This is a genomic window from Hydrogenophaga sp. NH-16, from assembly GCF_004006415.1.
In the GTDB taxonomy this organism is placed as follows: domain Bacteria; phylum Pseudomonadota; class Gammaproteobacteria; order Burkholderiales; family Burkholderiaceae_C; genus Hydrogenophaga; species Hydrogenophaga pseudoflava.
This window is the reverse complement of sequence record NZ_CP029344.1, coordinates 2422245-2441519: the sequence shown is the minus strand read 5'-3', so window position 1 is coordinate 2441519 and position 19275 is coordinate 2422245. Positions and strand designations below refer to the sequence as shown.

General features: G+C 67.9%; 20 protein-coding genes. 9 read left to right on the top strand and 11 right to left on the bottom strand.

Annotated elements, in window-relative coordinates:
- Nucleotides 1–32: 32 nt before the first annotated feature.
- Complete coding sequence (locus tag DD542_RS11845; RefSeq protein WP_066159930.1) at nucleotides 33–1076, bottom strand: rod shape-determining protein; 1044 nt, start codon at nucleotides 1074–1076, stop codon at nucleotides 33–35.
- 266 nt (nucleotides 1077–1342) lie between these two features.
- Between DD542_RS11845 and gatC the strand changes: the two genes are divergently transcribed.
- The 3 genes from gatC to gatB are packed head-to-tail and all read left to right on the top strand — an operon-like array spanning nucleotide 1343 to nucleotide 4598.
- Nucleotides 1343–1642 (top strand): Asp-tRNA(Asn)/Glu-tRNA(Gln) amidotransferase subunit GatC, encoded by a 300-nt coding sequence (gatC, locus tag DD542_RS11840; protein ID WP_127805808.1) that lies wholly within the window; start codon nucleotides 1343–1345, stop codon nucleotides 1640–1642.
- Nucleotides 1639–3135 (top strand): Asp-tRNA(Asn)/Glu-tRNA(Gln) amidotransferase subunit GatA, encoded by a 1497-nt coding sequence (gene gatA / locus DD542_RS11835; RefSeq protein ID WP_127805807.1) that lies wholly within the window; start codon nucleotides 1639–1641, stop codon nucleotides 3133–3135. The genes gatC and gatA overlap by 4 nt, the downstream gene beginning before the upstream one ends.
- 2 nt (nucleotides 3136–3137) lie before the next feature.
- Nucleotides 3138–4598 carry an Asp-tRNA(Asn)/Glu-tRNA(Gln) amidotransferase subunit GatB gene (gatB, locus tag DD542_RS11830; RefSeq protein ID WP_127805806.1) on the top strand — a complete coding sequence of 487 codons (1461 nt, stop codon included), beginning with the start codon at nucleotides 3138–3140 and terminating at the stop codon, nucleotides 4596–4598.
- Nucleotides 4599–4734: 136 nt separating this feature from the next.
- On the opposite strand, the gene DD542_RS11825 is transcribed toward gatB, so the two are convergent.
- Together DD542_RS11825 and pyrE are read right to left on the bottom strand one after the other, a co-directional pair.
- Nucleotides 4735–5340, bottom strand: coding sequence for a hypothetical protein (locus DD542_RS11825; protein ID WP_066159942.1), 606 nt, complete (start codon nucleotides 5338–5340; stop codon nucleotides 4735–4737).
- Nucleotides 5341–5409: 69 nt separating this feature from the next.
- Nucleotides 5410–6126: an orotate phosphoribosyltransferase gene (gene pyrE, locus DD542_RS11820; RefSeq protein WP_127805805.1), complete on the bottom strand. Its 717-nt coding sequence runs from the start codon at nucleotides 6124–6126 to the stop codon at nucleotides 5410–5412.
- 10 nt (nucleotides 6127–6136) lie between these two features.
- Here pyrE and DD542_RS11815 point away from each other — a divergent pair, with 10 nt between their 5' ends.
- From DD542_RS11815 to DD542_RS11805, 3 genes are all read left to right on the top strand, one after another.
- Nucleotides 6137–6928, top strand: a complete 792-nt coding sequence (locus tag DD542_RS11815; RefSeq protein ID WP_127805804.1) for an exodeoxyribonuclease III — start codon at nucleotides 6137–6139, stop codon at nucleotides 6926–6928.
- 203 nt (nucleotides 6929–7131) lie between these two features.
- Entirely contained in the window at nucleotides 7132–8073 is a 942-nt protein-coding gene (locus DD542_RS11810; protein ID WP_127805803.1) for a LysR substrate-binding domain-containing protein, read from the top strand.
- A 64-nt stretch (nucleotides 8074–8137) separates the two neighbouring features.
- On the top strand, nucleotides 8138–8776 hold the full coding sequence (locus tag DD542_RS11805; RefSeq protein WP_127805802.1) for an MBL fold metallo-hydrolase: 639 nt from the start codon (nucleotides 8138–8140) through the stop codon (nucleotides 8774–8776).
- Nucleotides 8777–8800: 24 nt separating this feature from the next.
- Here DD542_RS11805 and DD542_RS11800 read toward each other — a convergent pair whose 3' ends face one another.
- Nucleotides 8801–9037, bottom strand: a complete 237-nt coding sequence (locus DD542_RS11800) for a hypothetical protein (RefSeq protein WP_127805801.1) — start codon at nucleotides 9035–9037, stop codon at nucleotides 8801–8803.
- A 47-nt stretch (nucleotides 9038–9084) separates the two neighbouring features.
- Complete coding sequence (locus DD542_RS11795; protein ID WP_127805800.1) at nucleotides 9085–9939, bottom strand: M48 family metallopeptidase; 855 nt, start codon at nucleotides 9937–9939, stop codon at nucleotides 9085–9087.
- A 70-nt stretch (nucleotides 9940–10009) separates the two neighbouring features.
- On the opposite strand from DD542_RS11795, the gene DD542_RS11790 reads away from it, so the two are divergent.
- Complete coding sequence (locus DD542_RS11790; protein WP_127805799.1) at nucleotides 10010–11425, top strand: MFS transporter; 1416 nt, start codon at nucleotides 10010–10012, stop codon at nucleotides 11423–11425.
- Here DD542_RS11790 and DD542_RS11785 read toward each other — a convergent pair.
- Complete coding sequence (locus DD542_RS11785) at nucleotides 11391–12938, bottom strand: AMP-binding protein (RefSeq protein WP_127805798.1); 1548 nt, start codon at nucleotides 12936–12938, stop codon at nucleotides 11391–11393. The two genes, DD542_RS11790 and DD542_RS11785, sit on opposite strands and share 35 nt — an antisense overlap.
- 80 nt (nucleotides 12939–13018) lie before the next feature.
- Between DD542_RS11785 and DD542_RS11780 the strand changes: the two genes are divergently transcribed.
- Together DD542_RS11780 and DD542_RS11775 are read left to right on the top strand one after the other, a co-directional pair.
- On the top strand, nucleotides 13019–13750 hold the full coding sequence (locus DD542_RS11780; RefSeq protein WP_066159968.1) for a response regulator transcription factor: 732 nt from the start codon (nucleotides 13019–13021) through the stop codon (nucleotides 13748–13750).
- A complete protein-coding gene (locus DD542_RS11775) occupies nucleotides 13750–15003 on the top strand; it encodes an ATP-binding protein (RefSeq protein WP_206610663.1) in 1254 nt (417 codons plus the stop codon). The genes DD542_RS11780 and DD542_RS11775 overlap by 1 nt, the downstream gene beginning before the upstream one ends.
- A gap of 312 nt (nucleotides 15004–15315) precedes the next feature.
- Here DD542_RS11775 and DD542_RS11770 read toward each other — a convergent pair whose 3' ends face one another.
- From DD542_RS11770 to radA, 5 genes are all read right to left on the bottom strand, one after another.
- Nucleotides 15316–16146, bottom strand: coding sequence for a glycosyltransferase (locus DD542_RS11770; RefSeq protein WP_127805797.1), 831 nt, complete (start codon nucleotides 16144–16146; stop codon nucleotides 15316–15318).
- A gap of 2 nt (nucleotides 16147–16148) precedes the next feature.
- Nucleotides 16149–16358 carry a zinc-finger domain-containing protein gene (locus tag DD542_RS11765; RefSeq protein ID WP_079366497.1) on the bottom strand — a complete coding sequence of 70 codons (210 nt, stop codon included), beginning with the start codon at nucleotides 16356–16358 and terminating at the stop codon, nucleotides 16149–16151.
- Between the two features lie 10 nt (nucleotides 16359–16368).
- Nucleotides 16369–17310, bottom strand: coding sequence for a branched-chain amino acid transaminase (locus tag DD542_RS11760; protein WP_127805796.1), 942 nt, complete (start codon nucleotides 17308–17310; stop codon nucleotides 16369–16371).
- A gap of 95 nt (nucleotides 17311–17405) precedes the next feature.
- Complete coding sequence (locus tag DD542_RS11755) at nucleotides 17406–17804, bottom strand: glycerate kinase (protein ID WP_127805795.1); 399 nt, start codon at nucleotides 17802–17804, stop codon at nucleotides 17406–17408.
- A gap of 60 nt (nucleotides 17805–17864) precedes the next feature.
- The gene (radA, locus tag DD542_RS11750) at nucleotides 17865–19241 is read right to left on the bottom strand and encodes a DNA repair protein RadA (RefSeq protein WP_127805794.1); all 1377 of its coding nucleotides are present in this window, start codon (nucleotides 19239–19241) and stop codon (nucleotides 17865–17867) included.
- Nucleotides 19242–19275: the final 34 nt, after the last annotated feature.

The following is a 19275-nucleotide window of genomic DNA, read 5'->3' as shown; positions in this document are numbered from 1 at the left end:
GCTCTCGATGGGGCCGGTGATCCGGCGCGCGCTTATTCGCTAGTGAAGATGGTGCCCAGGCGCTCCATGCGCTCCAGCGCCATGCCGCAGCCGCGCACCACGCAGGTCAGCGGCTCTTCGGCCACCAGCACCGGCAGGCCGGTTTCTTCGGCCAGCAGGCGGTCCAGGTCGCGCAGCAGGGCGCCACCGCCGGTGAGCATCATGCCGCGCTCGGCGATGTCGGCGCCGAGCTCGGGGGGGGTCTGCTCCAGGCCCATCTTGACCGCCGAGACGATGTTGTTGAGCGGGTCGGTCAGTGCTTCGAGGATTTCGTTGCTGGAGATGGTGAAGCTGCGCGGCACGCCCTCGGAGAGGTTGCGGCCCTTGACTTCCATTTCCTTGACTTCGCTGCCCGGGAAGGCCGAGCCGATGTTTTTCTTGATCGCTTCGGCGGTGGGTTCGCCGATCAGCATGCCGTAGTTGCGGCGGATGTAGGCGATGATGGCGTCGTCGAAGCGGTCACCGCCCACGCGCACGCTGCCCTTGTAGACCATGCCGCCCAGCGAGATCACGCCGACTTCGGTGGTGCCGCCGCCGATGTCGACCACCATGGAGCCCGAAGCGTCGGAGACCGGCAGGCCGGCGCCGATGGCCGCGGCCATGGGTTCTTCGATCAGGTAGACCTCGGAGGCACCGGCACCCAGGGCGGATTCGCGGATGGCGCGGCGCTCAACCTGGGTCGAACCACAGGGCACGCAGATGATGATGCGCGGGCTCGGCTTGAACATCGAGCGTGGGTGCACCATCTTGATGAACTGCTTGAGCATCTGCTCGGTGACGGTGAAGTCGGCGATCACGCCGTCCTTCATCGGGCGGATGGCCTCGATGTTGCCGGGCACCTTGCCCAGCATGGCCTTGGCTTCGTGGCCCACGGCCTGGATGGTCTTCTTGCCCTGGGGGCCGCCTTCGTGGCGGATCGAGACCACAGAAGGTTCGTCAAGGACGATGCCCTTGCCGCGAACGTAGATCAGGGTGTTGGCGGTGCCAAGGTCAATGGCCAGGTCGGTCGAGAAACTCCGACGGAACGCTTCAAACATGGTGCGAAAAATCCTGTGGGGCGCGACCGCCGCTTCGTGTGGCCGCCGCCGGGTGCGGGTCGGAGGAAATCCGGTTAAGTCCTTGATTCAGCGACAAAAACGGCCCGATGGGCGGTCGGGGTCGCCAAACCTTGGATAATACCGTATCCCCTGTGCATAACTGCGCGCAACGGGGGCGAAATCATCTCCTTTACAGGCCGTTTCAGCCGCCTTGCGGTTCGCCCGGGCCTGATTTCTTTCGACTGACCGTCCCGGAATTCCCCGTCATGTCCCTGACCCTGACCGACATCGGCCGCATCGCCAACCTGGCCCGGCTGGAAATGCCCCCGGCCCAGGCCGAGCGCATGCTCACCCAGCTCAACGGCTTCTTCGACATCGTCGAGCAGATGAAGGCGGTGGACACCACCGGCGTCGAGCCGCTGGCCCACCCGACCGCCGTCATCGACCACGTCAGCCTGCGTCTGCGGCCCGACGTGGCCAGCGAACCCAACAACCGCGAGGCCAACCAGCAAAGCGCGCCCGCCGTCGAGCGCGGCCTGTTCCTCGTGCCCAAGGTGATCGAATGAGCTCGAAGCAGATCCACGAGATGGGCGTGGCCGAACTGGCCGCTGCCATCGCCGACAAGAAGACTTCCGCCGTTGAAGCCGCGCAGACCCTGCTGGCGCGCGCGAAACAGCATGAGAACCTGGGGGCCTACCTGGCTTTCAACGAAGACCTGACCCTGTCACAGGCCAAAGCCGCCGACGCGCGCATCGCAGCCGGCGAACGCGGCCCGCTGCTGGGCGTGCCGCTGGCGCACAAGGACATCTTCGTCACACAGGGCTTCCCCAGCACCGCGGGCAGCAAGATGCTGGAGGGCTACCAGAGCCCCTTCGACGCCACCGTGGTTGCCAACCTCGCCAAGGCCGGCGCCGTGACCCTGGGCAAGCTCAACTGCGACGAGTTCGCCATGGGTGGCAGCAACGAGAACTCCGCCTACGGCGTGGCCCGCAATCCCTGGGACACCGCGCGTGTGCCCGGTGGCTCATCCGGTGGTTCGGCCGTGGCCGTGGCCGCGCGCCTGGCGCCCGCTGTCACCGGCACCGACACCGGCGGCTCCATCCGCCAGCCTGCGAGCTTCTGCAACGTCACCGGCATCAAGCCCACCTATGGGCGCTGCTCGCGCTACGGCATGATCGCCTTCGCCTCCAGCCTGGACCAGGCCGGCCCGATGGCGCGCAGTGCCGCCGACTGCGCCACGCTGCTGACGGCCATGGCCGGTCCGGACATCGACCGCGATTCCACCAGCCTGGACCACCCGGCCGAGGACTACACGCGCCTGCTGGGCACCCCGCGCGAAGGGGCCAGCGCCGCCCAGCCGCTCAAGGGCCTGCGCATCGGTCTGCCCAAGGAGTTTTTCGGCGAAGGCTGTGCGCCCGATGTGGTGGCCGCCGTGCGTGCCGCGCTGAGCGAGTACGAGAAGCTCGGCGCCACGCTGGTGGACATCTCGCTGCCGCGCACCGAACTGTCGATCCCGGTCTACTACATCATCGCGCCGGCCGAGGCCTCGTCCAACCTCAGCCGTTTCGACGGCGTGAAGTTCGGCCACCGCGCTGCGCAGTACGACGACCTGATCGACATGTACAAGAAGTCGCGCAGCGAGGGCTTCGGTCCCGAGGTGCAGCGGCGCATCATGATCGGCACCTACGTGCTGAGCCACGGCTACTACGATGCCTATTACCTCAAGGCGCAACAGATCCGTCGCCTGATCGCGCAGGACTTCCAGAACGCCTTCACCCAATGCGACGTGATCGCCGGCCCGGCCGCGCCCACCACCGCCTGGAAGATCGGCGAGAAAAGCGACGACCCGGTCGCCAACTACCTGGCCGACATCTTCACGCTGCCGGCCTCGCTGGCCGGCCTGCCCGGCATGAGCGTGCCGGCGGGCTTCGGTTCGGGCCAACTGCCTGTGGGCCTGCAGCTGATCGGCAACTACTTCCAGGAAGCCGCGCTACTGCAAACCGCGCACGCTTTCCAGGAGGCCACCGACTGGCACACGAAAACGCCGGAGGGCTTCTGAACATGAGCAACCAGAAACAAGCTTCCCTGCTGGTGCAAGGTTACGAAGTCGTGATCGGCTTCGAGACCCACGCCCAGCTGGCCACGAACAGCAAGATCTTCAGCCGCGCGCCCACGGCCTTCGGTGCCGAGCCGAACACCCAGGCCTGCGCGGTGGACCTGGCGCTGCCGGGCACGCTGCCGGTGATGAACCGCGAAGCGGTGGCACACGCCATCCGCCTCGGTCTGGCGCTGGGCTCGCACATCGCCGAACAGAGCGTGTTCGCGCGCAAGAACTACTTCTACCCCGACCTGCCCAAGGGCTACCAGATCAGCCAGTTCGAGATCCCGGTGGTGCAGGGTGGCGAGGTGAGTTTTTTCCTCGGCGACGAGAAGAAGACCGTGCGCCTGGTGCGCGCCCACCTGGAAGAGGACGCGGGCAAGAGCCTGCACGAGGACTTCATCGGCCAGTCGGGCATCGACCTCAACCGCGCCGGCACGCCGCTGCTGGAGATCGTGACCGAGCCCGACATCCGCTCCAGCGCCGAGGCTGTGGCCTACGCCAAGGAGCTGCACAAGATCGTGACCTGGATCGGCATCTGCGACGGCAACATGCAGGAAGGTTCGTTCCGCTGCGACGCCAACGTCTCGGTGCGCAAGCCGGGCGCGCCGCTGGGCACGCGCCGCGAGATCAAGAACCTGAACTCGTTCAAGTTCATGCAGCAGGCCATCGACTACGAGGTGCGCTGGCAGATCGAGCAGATCGAGGATGGCCACGCCATCCAGCAGGCCACGGTGCTGTTCGATCCCGACACGGGCGAAACCCGCGCCATGCGCACCAAGGAAGACGCGGCGGACTACCGCTACTTTCCTGACCCCGACCTGCCGCCGCTGGTGATCGCGCGTTCGTGGGTCGATGAGGTGAAGGCCAGCATGCCAGAGCTGCCGCGCCAGATGGCCGAGCGCCTGGTGGCCGACTACGGCCTGCCGGAATACGACGCCACCACGCTGACGCAGAGCCCGGCGATGGCGGCGTATTTCGAGACCGCGGCCAAGGCATCCGGTCAGGCCAAGATGGCGAGCAACTGGATCATGGGCGAGGTCTCGCGCCGGCTGAACAACGAAGAGAAGGACATCGCCCAGGTGCCGGTGAGCGCCGACACGCTGGCCGCGCTGCTCAAACGCATCGCCGATGGCACGGTGTCGAACAACGCCGCCAAGCAGGTGATGGACGCGTTGTGGGCAGGCGAAGGCCAGGACGTGGACACCGTCATCGAAGCCAAGGGCCTCAAGCAGATGAACGACTCTGGCGCGCTGGAGAAGATCATCGACGAGGTGATGGCCGCCAACGCCCCCATGGTCGAGCAGTTCCGCGCCGGCAAGGACAAGGCCTTCAACGCGCTGGTGGGCCTGGTCATGAAGGCCAGCAAGGGCAAGGCCAACCCGCAGCAGGCCAACGAGCTGCTCAAGCAAAAGCTGGGTTGAGCGGGTCAACGCGTCCCGACCGGATGGTGCGCGTCCGCAGCGCGTGCCTGCTTCAAGTGAACGCCGTGGAACCGGCTTCGCCGGGCCACAGGCGTTGTCCCCTCAGGGGGGAAGCCGCTTCAGCGGCGCAGGGGGGTTATCGTTTCACCCAGAGCGTGCGCAGCTTGGCGAGCTCTTCGTCGAACCGGGCGTTGATTCGCTGCTTCTCCAGGTTCTGGTCGCTCAGGAAGCGGTTCTGCACCTGCACCTGCTGGGCGTTGTCTTCCAGTTTGCGCTGCAGCCAGGGCGGCGCCTTCTTGGGGTCGCCCTGATAGAACTCCAGCTCTTGGTCGATCTCCTGGCGCTGCCTGCCCAGTTCGGTCACGCGCTTTTTCACCGCTTCGATGACCTCGTCGATCTGCTTGAGCGCTTCGGCGCGCTCCTTGTCGTGCATGGCCTGGTTGGGGTAGCGGATCAGCAGGGCCCGCTCGCGCCGCCGCTCTTCGGCGATCCGCGAGCGCTCCAGTTCTTCCGCACGGCGCTGTTCTTCGAGTCGGGCTCTCTCTTCGGCCGTGTAGCTGGGCGGCACGACCCGCCGGACCGTGCCCGAGGCGCCCAGTTCCTTCTGTTCCCGGTCCAGGCAGTCAACGATGGGGCGGTCCGAGGTGAGGCGTCGTCCTTTGCTGTCCACACAGCTGTAGATGCCGCCGCTGTTCTTTTCCTGGGCCACGGCCAGCGGGGCCGTCAGGGCCAGCAACAGCATGCCCGTACCGGCCAGGCAGTGGCAACAAGTGGTGGCGGCGGTGGGCACAGATCGGATCAAGGCGTTTCCTCAGGCAACGCCGTAGCGTTCGCGGTAGGCCAGCACGCGGTCCCGGTGCTGGTTCAGTTCGGCACCTGTATGGCCCGTCAGATACTGCAGCAAATCCTCCAACCTCGCAATGGCACAGACCTTGAGACCGAGAGCGTTCTGCACATACTGCACGGCGCTGTGGTCCACATCCCGCACCGTGCCGTCGGCGGCTTTTTCGGTGGCCTTTTCCTGCCGGTCCAGTGCGATGGCCACGGCGTGGGCGGTGGCGCCGGCGGCCTGGATCAGGGCGATCGACTCGCGCGCGGCGGTGCCGGCGCTCATCACGTCGTCGACAATCAGCACCCGCCCCTTGAGCGGCGCACCGACCAGCGTGCCACCCTCGCCGTGGTCCTTGGCTTCCTTGCGGTTGTAGGCAAACGGCACATTGCGACCCAGGCGGGCCAGCTCGATGGCCACGGCGGCGCCCAGCGGAATGCCCTTGTAGGCGGGGCCGAAGATCATGTCGAACTCAATGCCACTGGCGATCAGGGCCTGTGCATAGAATTGCGCGAGCCGGCCGAGCTTGGCACCGTCGTCGAACAGTCCGGCGTTGAAGAAGTAGGGCGACAGGCGGCCGGCCTTGGTCTTGAACTCGCCAAAGCGCAACACGCCCGAGTCCACGCAGAACTGCACGAAGTCCTGCGCCAGCGAATCCTTTTTTGCACCGGCGCCCACGGCGCCCGCATCCAACGACATGGGGAAATCCTTGTTCAAACTGACCAGCCTCAACCTCAACGGCATCCGTTCGGCCAGCAACAAAGGGCTGGAAACCTGGCTCGCCGGGCATTCGCCGGATTGTATTTGTGTGCAGGAAGTCAAGGCCCAGGCTGCCGACGTGGCCGGTCGGTTCGAGGAGATGGTCGGCCTCAAGGGCCATTTCCATTTCGCGGAAAAGAAGGGCTACTCCGGCGTGGCGGTCTACACCCGGCACGAGCCCAGCGACGTGGTCATCGGCTTTGACGGCGGCGAATTCGACGCCGAGGGGCGCTGGGCCGAGCTGCGCTTCGACACGCCCAAGCGCAAGTTCTCGGTCATCAGCGTGTACTTTCCCAGCGGCTCGTCCGGTCCCGAGCGGCAGGAGGCCAAGTACCGCTTCCTGGACCTGATGTACCCGCACCTGATGGCGCTGAAGCAGACGCGCGACTTCGTGATCTGCAGCGATGTCAACATCGCCCACCAGGAAAAAGACCTGAAGAACTGGCGCAGCAACCAGAAGAACAGCGGCTTTCTGCCTGAAGAGCGCGCCTGGATGACGAAACTGCTGAACGAAGGCGGGCTGATCGACGTCTACCGCCGGCTTCAGCCAGACACCACGGACACCTGCTACACATGGTGGAGCAACCGGGGCCAGGCCTATGCCAACAACGTGGGGTGGCGGCTGGACTACCACCTGGCAACCCCGGCGTTCGCCGAGACCGCGCGCAGCGAGGCGATCTACAAGGGCGAGAAGTTCAGCGACCACGCCCCGATCACCATCGAATACGACTTCCAACTCTGAGCCGCTGCTCAAAACCCTGGGCCACACCGCCGGTGAGCGGTGCTGCGGACGACCGTGCCGGCCTGGTGGGGCGCTGACTGACCGCTTGTGGCGGGCAGGACGGTGGTCCGCTGGGGTGGGTGTATTGAACGCGGGCCAGGGTCATCTGTCCAATACAGAGCATTCACACTACCATCTCGAAAACAGATGGATTGGTGCTTGCGATGGAACTCAGACAGTTGCGCTATTTCGTGGCGATCGCCGACAGTGGCAGCGTCACCAAGGCGGCCGAGCGCGTGTTCGTGGCGCAGTCGGCGCTGAGCCACCAGCTCGCGCAGCTGGAGGCGGAGCTTGGTGTCAGCCTGTTCGAGCGCTCGCGCCGCGGGGTCGGCCTGACCGAGGCCGGGCAGCGGTTCTTTCCGCACGCCGTGTCGATCCTTCGTCAGGCCGAGGAAGCCGTGGCCAGTGCCCGCAGCACCCGCCAGGAGCCGGAAGGCCCGGTGGTGTTCGGCCTGCCGCACAGCGCCTCCAGCGCCTTGGCGCTGCCGCTGATGCGCGAGGTGAGGCAACGCTTTCCCCGGGTGACGCTGGAGCTGACGGAGGAGCTGACCGGGAACCTGTCGCGCCAGCTGCGCACCGGCCAGATCCAGCTGGCGGTGCTGTTTGACGATGGCCAGCTCGGCGGCTTTTCGGTCACCCCTGTGCTGAGCGAGCAGCTCTGCCTGATCGAGCCGGCCAGTGCGCCCAGGACGGGGCGCCGCGGTCGCACGCTGACCCTCCAGCAGGCCCTGGCGCAACCGCTGATCCTGCCGGCCAGCCCGCACGGTGTGCGCCCGATCATCGAGGCCGCGGCGGCTGCCGCAGGCTTGCCACCACCGCGGGTCGAGGCGGACATCAGCTCGATCAGCATCCTGCGCACCACGCTGCTGGCCGGCCTGGGCCGCACGCTGCTGCCGGTCATGCCCCTGCAAGCCGACATCGACTCGGGTCTGCTGCGCGCCACGCCGGTGGACCATCCGCCCCTGGAGCGGGTGCTGGCGGTGTGCAGCTCGGCGCACATTCCCCGCTCCACCGCTTGCCAGGCGGTGGCAGCGCTGGCGGTGGAGACGATGCAGCAGCTTTGCCGTCAGGGGCACTGGGTGGGTGCGCGTTCCCTGGTTGGCTGACCAGGGTGGTGGAGAATCCGGGGGCTGGCCACCGCCCCACCGACTTTCGCGATGCCGACACACCATGTTCCGCTACCAGATCATCCCCGTCACCGCCTTTGCCCAGAACTGCTCCATCGTCTGGTGCGATGAAACCCGCGACGCCGCCGTGATCGACCCGGGCGGCGACCTGGACCGGCTGATCGATGCGGCGAAGCAGCTGGGTGTGCAGCTCAAGGCCATCTGGCTGACCCACGCCCACATCGACCACGCGGGCGGCACGGCCGAACTGGCCGAGCGGCTGGGCCTGCCCATCGTCGGCCCGCACCCGGGGGACCAGTTCTGGATCGACGGCCTGCCGCAGCAGAGCCGGATGTTCGGCTTTCCGCCGGCGGGCCACTTCACGCCGACCCGCTGGCTGGCCGACGGCGACACGGTGCAGATCGGGCGCTGCACGCTCCACGTGCGGCACTGCCCGGGCCACACGCCGGGCCACGTGGTGTTCCACTCGCCCGAGGCGCAGCGGGTCTTCGTCGGCGATGTGCTGTTTGCCGGCAGCATTGGCCGCACCGATTTCCCGCAGGGCAATCACGCGCAGCTGATCGCCAGCATCAGGGACCGGCTCTGGCCCATGGGGGATGACACGGTGTTCATCCCCGGGCACGGGCCGGAGGGCACGCTGGGCGAGGAGCGGCGTTTCAACCCGTACGTCAAGGCGGCCTGAACGGCCGGCCCGGACACCGCCCGCTCAGAGGCCGAGCAGCTTCTTCGCGTCGCCGAGGGCCTTCATGGACTCGTCGTGCTTGCCTTCCTTGTGCATCTTTTCTCCTTGCTCGCGCAAGGACTTCACCTTGTCCATGTCGGCCGCGGACAGGCTCGGGCTGGTGCCGAGCTTGGCATCGATCGCCTTCATTTCGTTGGGACAGTTGTGGGCAAAGGCCGCCGAGCAGAACAGCAGGGCGGACGCGGTCACCAAGGCTTTCATGGCGTGTCTCCTTCGGGTGGACGTCGGCAGTCGCCGACGGGCGGATGCTAGCTGCGCCGGGCCTGCTCGTACAGCCCTTGCACCTTCGGCACATTCGCCTGCAGCTGCTTGATCCGCTCCGGTCCGCTGGGGTGGGTGGAGAGGAAGGCGATGCCGTTGCCGCCGCCGGCCTTGGCCATCTTCTGCCAGAGGCTGACGCTGGCATTGGGCTGGTAGGCGCCGCGCGCCGCCAGCTCCAGGCCGACCAGATCGGCCTCGCTCTCGTCTTCGCGGCTGAACTTGAGCGTCAGCAGCTGCGAACCCATGTCGGCGGCGACCGCGCCCAGGTTGCCCAGACCCAGCAGTTCGGCGCCCAGGCGCAGGCCGAGGTTGGTGGCGCTGCTTTTGGCCAGGCGTTCTCGCGCGTGTTCGCGCAGCGCATGGGCCATTTCGTGGCCCATGATCATTGCGGTCTCGTCGTCGCTGAGCTGCAGCTTGTTCAGGATGCCGGTGTAGAAGGCGATCTTGCCGCCGGGCAGGCAGAAGGCGTTGATCTGGTCGCTGTTGATCAGCGCCACCTGCCACTGCCAGTCCTTCGCCCGCGGGTTCCAGGCGGCGGTGAACGGAATGATCTTCTTCGCGATGGCGTGCAGGCGCTTGGTCTGCGGGTGGTCCACGGGCATCAGCGCGTTCTGCTTCTTCGCCTCCTGGACCGTGGCCACAAACTGCTGGGCACCGGCTTTTTCAATCGTTTCGGCGGGCACCAGCTTGCGCATGCCCGACGCCTTGCCGACGTCGACCTGGGCCATGGCCGGTGCGGCCGCCGCCGCGGACGCGGCGAGCAGGAAGGCCCGCCGGGCCTGCCAGGGACCGGCGGCCGGGGCATCGGGGGAGCGCTGTTTGAGGTCGCAGAGAAAGCACATGGGCCAATAATAGGCAAAGCCCCCGTCGCCTGCCACGGGTCCGCCGCTTGGCCTCGCGCCCACCCTGTTCATGAACCAGCCATCCGTCACGCCAGCGTCGCCCGACACCCACGCCACCACCCCCCGCCCCAGCTGGGGCGAAACCCTCAAGGCCTATCTGGAACCGGCCAGCCTGCGCATGTTCGCGCTCGGGTTTTCGGCTGGTCTGCCGCTGCTGCTGGTGCTGGGCACGCTGAGCTTCCGCCTGCGCGAGGCGGGGCTGGACCGCACCACCATCGGTTACCTGAGCTGGGTCGGACTTGCATACGGTTTCAAATGGGTCTGGTCGCCGCTGGTCGACCGGCTGCCGATCCCGCTGCTGACCCGCGCCATGGGCCGCCGCCGCAGCTGGCTGCTGTTGTCGCAACTCGCGATCATGGTGGCGCTGACGGGCATGGCGTTCGCTGATCCGCGCGCCCACCTGGACACGGTGGTCTGGTGCGCGCTCGCGGTGGCCTTCGCCTCGGCCACGCAGGACATCGCACTGGACGCCTACCGCATCGAGTCGGCCGACGCCGCCCACCAGGGCGCGCTGGCAGCGACCTACCAGACCGGCTACCGGCTGGCCATGATCTGGGCCGGTGCCGGCGTGCTCTGGCTGGCGGCGCGGGCCGAGGTGGCGCCTGCGGCGGCTGCGGTGGCGGGGGCTGTCGAAGCCGCCAAACCGACGCCCGGCGCGCTCTACCAGAACGCCGCCTGGACCACTGCCTACCTCGTCATGGCGGCGAGCATGCTGGTGGGGGTGGTCACGGTGCTGTTCTCGCGCGAGCCGGCGCAGGTCGCGTTGCCGCCCAGCCGCAACGCGGCCGAGTGGTTCCGCGGCGCCTTTGTCGAGCCGTTCGCCGATTTCCTGAAGCGCTACGGCACGCACGCGCTGCTGATCCTGGCGCTGATCGGCGTCTACCGCATCAGCGACGTGGTGATGGGCATCATGGCCAACCCGTTCTATGTGGACATGGGCTACACCAAGGACGAGGTGGCGGCGGTCACCAAGGTCTACGGCGTGATCATGACCCTGGTGGGCGCCTTTGTCGGCGGTGCGCTCTCGCTGCGGCTGGGCGTGATGCGGGTGCTGATGCTCGGCGCCATTCTCTCGGCCGCCAGCAACCTGCTGTTCGCCTGGCTGGCCGGGCACGGGCACGACGTGACCGCGCTGATTGCCGTGGTCTCCGCCGACAACCTGAGCGCGGGCGTGGCCTCGGCGGCCTTCATCGCCTACCTGTCGAGCCTGACCAACGTCAGCTACTCGGCCACGCAGTACGCTCTCTTCAGTTCCATGATGCTGCTCGCGCCGAAGTGGCTGGCGGGCTACTCCGGCGCCTTCGTCGACGCCTACGACTACCCGACCTTCTTCACCGCCACGGCCTTTCTCGGGCTGCCGGTGCTGGTGCTGATCTGGCTGGCGACGCGGGTCAGTTCGCCGGCGGCGTCTCCAGCAACGCCTTGAGCGCGGCCTTCTGGACCTTGCCCAGCGCGGTGCGCGGCAGGGTCTCCAGCCGCACCCAGCGGCGCGGCCACTTGTAGCGCGCCAGCCGGCCGTCGATGAAGGCGCGCAGCGGTGCGTCCCAGCCCTCCGCAGCGGCCGATGCGTCGCGCAGCACCACCACCGCCACCGCGACCTCCCCCCAGCGCGCGTCGGCCTGCCCGACCACGCTGCATTCGGCCACCGCCGGGTGGGTGGCGATCAGGTTTTCGATCTCGGCCGGGTAGATGTTCTCGCCGCCCGAAATGATCATGTCCTTGGCGCGGCCAACCACCGTGAAGCTGCCGTCCGCGGCCTGCTGCGCCAGGTCGCCGCTGTGGAAGAACCCGTCGGCGTCGAGGGCGGGCCGGTCGGGCCAGTAGGTCGCGACCACGTTGGGCGCGCGCACCGCGATCTCGCCGACCTGTCCGGCGGGCGCGGGCCGGCCGTCGAAGCCCAGCAGCCGGATGTCCACGCCCGGCGCCGGCCAGCCGCAGGAGCCGAGGTGGGTGGCGGCGTGCTCCGGCGGCAGGGCAATGGAGAACGGACCGGTCTCGGTGCTGCCGTAGACATTGCTCACCGGCACGCCGCGCGCCATGAAGGCCTTGAGCGGCTCGGGCGGCAGCACCGAAGACCCGGCCCAGACCGTGCGCAGGCATGAGAGGTCGGTGGCGGTCCAGCCGGGGTGGGCAGTCAGCGCCTGCAGGGTGGCGGGCACCTGCAGCGTCAGGCTGGGTCGTTCCTCGGCAATGGCGCGCAGCGTGGCCGTGGGGTCGAAGCGGCTGTGCAGCAGCACGGTGGCGCCGACCGAGAGCGCCGGCAGGGTCTGGATGCACAGGCCGCCCACGTGGAACAGCGGAAGCACGGTGAGCACCGTGTCCTCGGCCGTCAGGCCCTGCACCTGCGCGGCGATGGCCATGTTCGCCAGCAGGTTGCCCTGGGTGTGCACGGCGGCCTTGGGCGTGCCGGTGGTGCCCGAGGTGTAGACCAGCAGCGCCGGGCGGTCCAGCGCCTCGGCCGGCGCTTCCGGCAGCAGGGTCGACGGCGCGCACGCGAGCAGGTGGTCGAGCGTCAGGTCGACCGGCCGACCAGGGCCATCGCAGAGGACGCCGGCGGCCTCGTTGAACGAGGTGTCGTGCACCAGCAGCTTGGGCGTGCAGTCGTCCAGCACCGCGCTCCACTCCGCCGCGGCCAGCCGCGTGTTCAGCGGCACCAGCACCGCTTCCAGACGCCCGAGCGCGAACAGCGCGGCAATCAGGGCCGGGTGGTTCAGGCCCAGCCAGGCCACGCGGTCGCCCGGGCGCACACCCAGCACCATGAAGCAGCGGGCCAGCGTGTCGGCGACCTCGTTGAGCCGGGCAAAGCTCCAGTCGCTGCGGGTGTCCGTCGCGGTGTCGAGCCAGCGGATGGCCGGAGTGTCGGGCTGGGTCTGCACCAGACCGTGCAGCAGACCAGGCAGCGAGCGGGCGGGCAGGGCAGGGGCGTCGGGCGTGAACATGGCGGCAACTTTACGTGAGCGAGACAAACGGTTCACGCGCATGGGAGACCATGCATGGTCCAGGTCTATAAACTGCCTGCATGAACGCCCCGACCCCCACCCGCCTCCTGATGATCGAAGACGATGCGCGCCTGGCGCAGATGGTCACCGAGTACCTGGCCCAGTCCGGCTACGAGGTGACCCACGCGCCCGACGGCGAAAAGGGTCTGGAACAGCTGCCGCTGCTGCAGCCCGAGCTGGTGATCCTGGACCTGATGATGCCGGGCATCGACGGCCTGGAGGTCTGCCGCCGCATCCGGGCCCTGCCCAATGGCAACGCCCGCGTGCCGGTGCTGATGCTGACGGCCAAGGGCGACCCGATGGACCGCATCATCGGCCTCGAACTCGGCGCCGACGACTACCTCCCCAAACCCTTCGAGCCGCGCGAACTGCTGGCGCGCATCCGCGCCGTGCTGCGACGCCGCGGTGAGGCGACTGCCGCCGCGGCCACGACGCGCGCCACACCGGTGCTGTGCTTCGGCTCGCTGGAGATCGACCGCGACGCTCGCACGGTGCAGGTGGCGGGCAAGGCCTGCGAGCTGACCTCCTACCAGTTCGATCTGCTGGTGGCGCTGGCCGAACGCGCCGGCCGCGTGCTCACGCGCGACCAGATCATGGAGGCGGTGCGCGGACGCGAGCTCGAAGCCTTCGACCGCAGCATCGACGTGCACATCGGCCGCATCCGCAACGCCATCGAGGCCGACAGCAAGGAGCCCAAGCGCATCCTCACGGTGCGCGGCGTGGGCTACGTGTTCGCGAAACAGCAAGACTGATGAAAAGCCTGCTCGGTCAGAAGCTCTACCTCCGCATCTGGCTGGCCATCGTGGCCGCCGTCGCGGTGCTGACCCTGGTTGTCGGCTGGCTGTGGCAGATGGCGCTGGACCGCGACCGCGAGGAGCGCGACGCGCGGATCGCGCGCGAGATCGTGTTGCGCAATGGTACTGGCGAGGTGCTCGGTGCGGCGCCGGCACAGGCGGTGCGGGTGCCCGGCCAGGGGCTGGAGTTCCAGGTGCAGATGAAGGACGGCCAGACGCTGTACATCCAGCTGCCGCGCCCGAACCGGCAGCCCGGCAGCCCCGCGCCGGGGCGGCGCAGCCTGTTCGGCCTGCAGTCGCCGATCGGCTTTGCCTGGCTGCTGGGCCTGGTCGGGCTGGCGGTGGCGCTGGGCGCCTACCCGATCGTGCGGCGCCTGACCCAGCGGCTGGAACGGCTGCAGCGCGGCGTCGAGCGCTGGGGGCAGGGCGACCTCAGCGCCCGCCTGCCGGTCAGCGGGCAGGACGAGGTGGCGTTCCTGGCCGAGCGCTTCAACGCGGCGGCCGAGCGTGTGCAGACCCTGATGCTCTCGCACAAGACCCTGCTGGCCAATGCCTCGCACGAGCTGCGCTCGCCGCTGGCCCGCATCCGCATCGGACTGGAGCTGCTGGGCAACGACCCGGCGCGCGCGCCGCAGCGGGCCGAGATCGCGCGCAACATCGACGAGCTGGACCAGCTGATCGACGAGATCCTGATGGCCAGCCGGCTGGACCTGCGCGACGCCAACGAGGCCTCGGCGCTGGGCCCGACCGAAGAGGTCGACCTGGTGGGGCTGGCGGCCGAGGAGTGCGCGCGCACCGGCGCCGACCTGGACGTGGCCGAAGGCATCTCGCCGGTGCTGGTGCAGGGCTACCCCAAGCTGCTGCGCCGACTGCTGCGCAACCTGCTGGAGAACGCACGGCGCTACGGCCACCGGCCGGAAGCGGGGGGCTCCGCCGAACCGGCCCGTCTGGGCATCGACCGGATCACGGCGCCGGGTGGCCAGGCCCTGGTGCGGGTGAGCGTCGAGGACCGTGGTCCGGGCGTGCCGGCCGAACTGCGGGAGCGCATCTTCGAGCCGTTCTACCGGTTGCCAGGAGCCAGCGAGAGCGTGGGTGGGGTGGGTCTGGGCTTGTCGCTGGTGCGGTCGATCGCCCAGCGGCACCTGGGCAGCGTGCGCTGCGAAGACCGCCCCGGAGGCGGTGCGCGCTTTGTCGTCGAATTGCCTCTGTAACTGGGTGTAAATATTGTTGGCTTCCCGGACGTGCGATTTGTCACGACATTGTGGGTTTGGCAGCATTTGGTGCTGATTTGCCGCCCAAGTTTTGAGCGAATTGCAACAAAGGTCCACAGTTCTCCCCCAAACAGGGGATGGTCGGAAGGTGTGCCGCAACGCACAATTCGCGGGTTGCTGTCACAACAAAGCGAGTGACGGCTCAATTCCAAACCCAAAACGTCGCTCGCACCGGTCTCCCAACGACGTCCTTCCAAGGACTTTCAAAGCCACCGCAAGGTGGCTTTTTTTTGGTCGGTGCGCGGGGCATCGTCAGAGCTCGACGATGCCGTGGGTCGTGGTGGTCTTGCCTTGCCGCAGCGCCTGGCGCGCCGCCTGTTTGTTGCGCACGCGTTCGTCCGGGTGGGCATAGTCGCGCCGGTGTTCCAGGTGCAGCACGGGCGCCGTGTACCGCAGGTGGACCCCCCGGATGCCCGCGTTGTTGAGGCGGAAACCCAGTTCAATGTCCTCGGCGCCGTAGCCGAAGTTCTCGTCGAATCCGTTCACCCGGATCAGGTTGATGCGCGCGGTGGAACTGTTGCCGCCGTTCCAGGTGCGGCGAACGGTGGTCAGGCGCTCGGCCAGGTGCGACGCCCAGGGTGGGTAGAGGCCGGCCTTGAGCCGGGCGCTGGTGCTGCGCAGGGCGTCGTGTGAGGTGAGCCAGGACGGCGTGAAGACCTCGCCCGAGTCGACACCCGGTGCCTGCACCGCCTCGCTGGCGGCCAGGGTGAGCCGGATCACCCCGCCGGTGCAGAAGCGCCGGGGCCGCGCCAGCGCGAGGTGGCGCGCCACGAAGTGCTCGGACGGCAGGCAGTCGCCGTCCAGGAAGACCAGGTAGTCGGCGGTCGAGCTGGCGATGGCCTTGTTAAGGATGCGGTTCTTGCGAAAGCCGCGGTCTGCCTGCCAGATGTGGCGCAACCGGGGACCCAGGCGTTGCTGCCACGCGGCGATCAGTTCAGTGGTCTGAGGCCCCGAACCGTCGTCGGCGATGCAGATCCGGAAGTCCGGCTGGCTCTGCCGCAGCAGCCCGTGCAGCACCAGGTCCAGCGCACGGGGGTGGTTGTAGGTCGAGACCACCACCTCGACGCTGCCCACCGTCCCCATGTTCAATGTCCGTGCGCCACCGCTTCGCCGGCTTTGAGGGCGTACACCGTGCCGCAATAGGGGCAGCGGGCTTCACCGGTCTTGGCCACATCCAGGTACACCCTGGGGTGGCTGTTCCAGAGCTTCATGTCGGCCTTGGGATTGGGGCAGAACACGCCGCCCTGCGGGTTCAGGTCCTTGGCGGCCAGTTCGATCTTGGAAGAAGTGCTCATGGGATGTTCCTCAGACCTTGGTGAGCCAGTGCGCGTACTTGGGATTGCGGCCACCCACGATGTCGAAGAAGGCCGACTGGATTCTCTCGGTGACCGGGCCGCGGCTGCCGCTGCCCAGCTCGATGCGGTCGAGTTCGCGGATCGGCGTCACCTCGGCGGCGGTGCCGGTGAAGAAGGCCTCGTCGGCGATGTAGACCTCGTCGCGGGTGATGCGTTTCTGCACGATCTCCAGGCCCAGGTCCTTGGCGATGTGGAAGATGGTGTTGCGGGTGATGCCGTTGAGCGCGCCGGCCGACAGGTCGGGGGTGTAGATCACGCTGTTCTTGACCACGAAGATGTTCTCGCCCGCGCCTTCGGACACGAAGCCCGAGCTGTCCAGCAGCAGGGCCTCGTCGTAGCCCTCATCGGTCACTTCCATGTTGGCCAGGATGGAGTTGGTGTAGTTGCTCACCGCCTTGGCCTGCGTCATGGTGATGTTGACGTGGTGGCGGGTGTAGCTGCTGGTCTTGACGCGGATGCCGCGCTTCATGCCCTCTTCACCCAGGTAGGCGCCCCAGGCCCAGGCCGCCACCATCAGGTGAATGGTGTTGCCTTTGGGGCTGACGCCCAGTTTCTTGTCGCCGATCCAGGTCAGCGGGCGCAGGTAGCAGCTCTCCAGCTGGTTCTCGCGCACCACGGCCTTCTGGGCCTCGTTCACCTGTTCCTTGGTGAAGGGGATGGCCATGCGCAGGATCTTGGCGCTGTTGAACAGGCGGTCGGTGTGTTCTTCCAGGCGGAAGATGGCGGTGCTGCCGTCGGCCGTCTTGTAGGCGCGCACGCCCTCGAAGGCGCCGCAGCCGTAGTGCAGCGTGTGGGTCAGCACGTGGATCTTGGCGTCGCGCCAGTCCACCATCTGGCCGTCCATCCAGATCTTGCCGTCGCGGTCGGACATCGAGGGAATCACGGGGCTCATGCGGGGTCCTTTGAAAATGGGGTGTCTCAAGCGCGGTCTTGCGCCGCAGAAACACGCATTTTAGGTGCCCGCCCCGGGCGCCGAACCGGCTGCTTTCAGCCTTCGGCCGGCGGGCGCTGCAGTTCCCAGGCGGTCACGCGACCACCCTGCAGGGTGACGGTGACGGTGGAGCCGCCGTTGTCGGTCCAGCGGTAGCGCTCGGGCTGTTCGCCCTCGGCACTGAGGCGCTCTCCCAGCGAACGGGTCATGGCGATCACGTGCATCAGGTTCACACCCGGCTTGAGCTTGGCGTTGAGCATGACCGCACTGGCGACCCAGCCGATGGGCCGGTGGGCGGCGCGCTTCATCACCGTCATCATCCGAGTCCAGTGCAGCAGCAGCCACATCACCAGGCCCCCGCCGACGGCGGCCACGCCCGCCCAGCCGTACTGGCGCCCGGCGAAGACGAGCAGACCGATGACGAGCAGGGGGACGGCGATGCGCTGGAAGTTCATGGCGAGATTGTCGGGGCAGCGGTGCATGAGGCCACTGCGGAATCTGCGTAGATCACCCCGTCAGGCCAGGCTGCGTGCGAGCTCCATGGCCTCTTCGATGCGGTCCACGCCGTGGATGGTCAGACCTTCAAAGGCCTTGTCGTTCTTCTTCGGTGCATTCGCCTTGGGCACGACCGCGACGGAGAAGCCCAGCTTGGCCGCTTCCTTCAGGCGCTCCTGGCCGCGTGGCGCGGGGCGCACCTCGCCGGCCAGGCCGACCTCGCCGAAGGCGATGAAGCCTTTGGGCAGGGCGCGGCCGCGCAGGCTGCTGGTGATGGCCAGCATGACGGCCAGGTCGGCCGCCGGCTCGCTGATGCGCACGCCGCCCACCGCGTTGACGAACACGTCCTGGTCCATGCAGGCCACGCCCGCGTGGCGGTGCAGCACGGCCAGCAGCATGGCCAGGCGGTCGCGGTCCAGGCCCACCGACAGGCGCCGCGGCGAGGGCCCGCCGCTGTCCACCAGCGCCTGGATCTCCACCAGCATGGGCCGCGTGCCCTCTAGCGTCACCATCACGCAGCTGCCGGGCACCGGCTCGCTGTGCTGGCTGAGGAAGATCGCGCTCGGGTTGCTCACGCCCTTGAGGCCCTTTTCCGTCATGGCGAACACGCCGATCTCGTTGACCGCGCCAAAGCGGTTCTTGATGGCGCGGATCAGGCGGAAGCTGCTGTGCGTGTCGCCCTCGAAATACAGCACCGTGTCGACCATGTGTTCCAGCACGCGCGGGCCGGCCAGCGCGCCTTCCTTGGTCACGTGGCCCACCAGCACGATGGCCGTGCCCGAGGCCTTGGCCGCGCGGGTGAGGTGGGCGGCGCATTCGCGCACCTGCGCCACCGAACCCGGCGCGCTGGTGAGCTGTTCGGAATACACGGTCTGGATCGAATCGATCACCGCGATGGCGGGATGGTGCGCAGACAGTGTGGCCAGGATCTTCTCCAGCTGGATCTCGGCCAGCACCTGGACCTGCGAGCCATCCAGGCCCAAGCGGCGCGAGCGCAGCGCGACCTGGGCGCCCGACTCTTCGCCCGTCACGTACAGGGTTTTCTGGCCGGCGCGCTGCAGCGCGTCCAGCGCCTGCAACAGCAGCGTCGACTTGCCGATGCCCGGGTCGCCGCCGATCAGCACCACACCGCCTTCCACGATGCCGCCGCCCAGCACGCGGTCGAGTTCGTCGTGGCCGGTGGGCGTGCGCTGCACGTCGGTGGCTTCGATGTCGGCCAGCGTGGTGACCTCGGCCGTCTTGGCCAGTGCGGCGAAGCGGTTCCTGGTGGGGGCGCCGGATTCGGCGACCGACTCGATCAGCGTGTTCCAGGCGTTGCAGTGCGGGCACTTGCCCAGCCAGCGCGGGCTGGTGCCGCCGCATTCGTTGCAGGTGTATTGGGTCTTTTCTTTGGCCATGTGGCCGGCAATATAGTCGACACCCCGACGGGCC

Coding starts and splice junctions, on each gene's coding strand:
- gatC (WP_127805808.1), top strand. CDS start 1,343: ATGTCCCTGACCCTGACCGACATCGGCCGCATCGCCAACCTGGCCCGG.
- DD542_RS11765 (WP_079366497.1), bottom strand. CDS start 16,358: ATGAGCACTTCTTCCAAGATCGAACTGGCCGCCAAGGACCTGAACCCG.
- gatA (WP_127805807.1), top strand. CDS start 1,639: ATGAGCTCGAAGCAGATCCACGAGATGGGCGTGGCCGAACTGGCCGCT.
- DD542_RS11805 (WP_127805802.1), top strand. CDS start 8,138: ATGTTCCGCTACCAGATCATCCCCGTCACCGCCTTTGCCCAGAACTGC.
- radA (WP_127805794.1), bottom strand. CDS start 19,241: ATGGCCAAAGAAAAGACCCAATACACCTGCAACGAATGCGGCGGCACC.
- DD542_RS11845 (WP_066159930.1), bottom strand. CDS start 1,076: ATGTTTGAAGCGTTCCGTCGGAGTTTCTCGACCGACCTGGCCATTGAC.
- DD542_RS11780 (WP_066159968.1), top strand. CDS start 13,019: ATGAACGCCCCGACCCCCACCCGCCTCCTGATGATCGAAGACGATGCG.
- DD542_RS11795 (WP_127805800.1), bottom strand. CDS start 9,939: ATGTGCTTTCTCTGCGACCTCAAACAGCGCTCCCCCGATGCCCCGGCC.
- gatB (WP_127805806.1), top strand. CDS start 3,138: ATGAGCAACCAGAAACAAGCTTCCCTGCTGGTGCAAGGTTACGAAGTC.
- DD542_RS11810 (WP_127805803.1), top strand. CDS start 7,132: ATGGAACTCAGACAGTTGCGCTATTTCGTGGCGATCGCCGACAGTGGC.
- DD542_RS11790 (WP_127805799.1), top strand. CDS start 10,010: ATGAACCAGCCATCCGTCACGCCAGCGTCGCCCGACACCCACGCCACC.
- DD542_RS11775 (WP_206610663.1), top strand. CDS start 13,750: ATGAAAAGCCTGCTCGGTCAGAAGCTCTACCTCCGCATCTGGCTGGCC.
- DD542_RS11785 (WP_127805798.1), bottom strand. CDS start 12,938: ATGTTCACGCCCGACGCCCCTGCCCTGCCCGCCCGCTCGCTGCCTGGT.
- DD542_RS11800 (WP_127805801.1), bottom strand. CDS start 9,037: ATGAAAGCCTTGGTGACCGCGTCCGCCCTGCTGTTCTGCTCGGCGGCC.
- DD542_RS11770 (WP_127805797.1), bottom strand. CDS start 16,146: ATGGGGACGGTGGGCAGCGTCGAGGTGGTGGTCTCGACCTACAACCAC.
- pyrE (WP_127805805.1), bottom strand. CDS start 6,126: ATGTCGTTGGATGCGGGCGCCGTGGGCGCCGGTGCAAAAAAGGATTCG.
- DD542_RS11755 (WP_127805795.1), bottom strand. CDS start 17,804: ATGAACTTCCAGCGCATCGCCGTCCCCCTGCTCGTCATCGGTCTGCTC.
- DD542_RS11760 (WP_127805796.1), bottom strand. CDS start 17,310: ATGAGCCCCGTGATTCCCTCGATGTCCGACCGCGACGGCAAGATCTGG.
- DD542_RS11825 (WP_066159942.1), bottom strand. CDS start 5,340: ATGCTGTTGCTGGCCCTGACGGCCCCGCTGGCCGTGGCCCAGGAAAAG.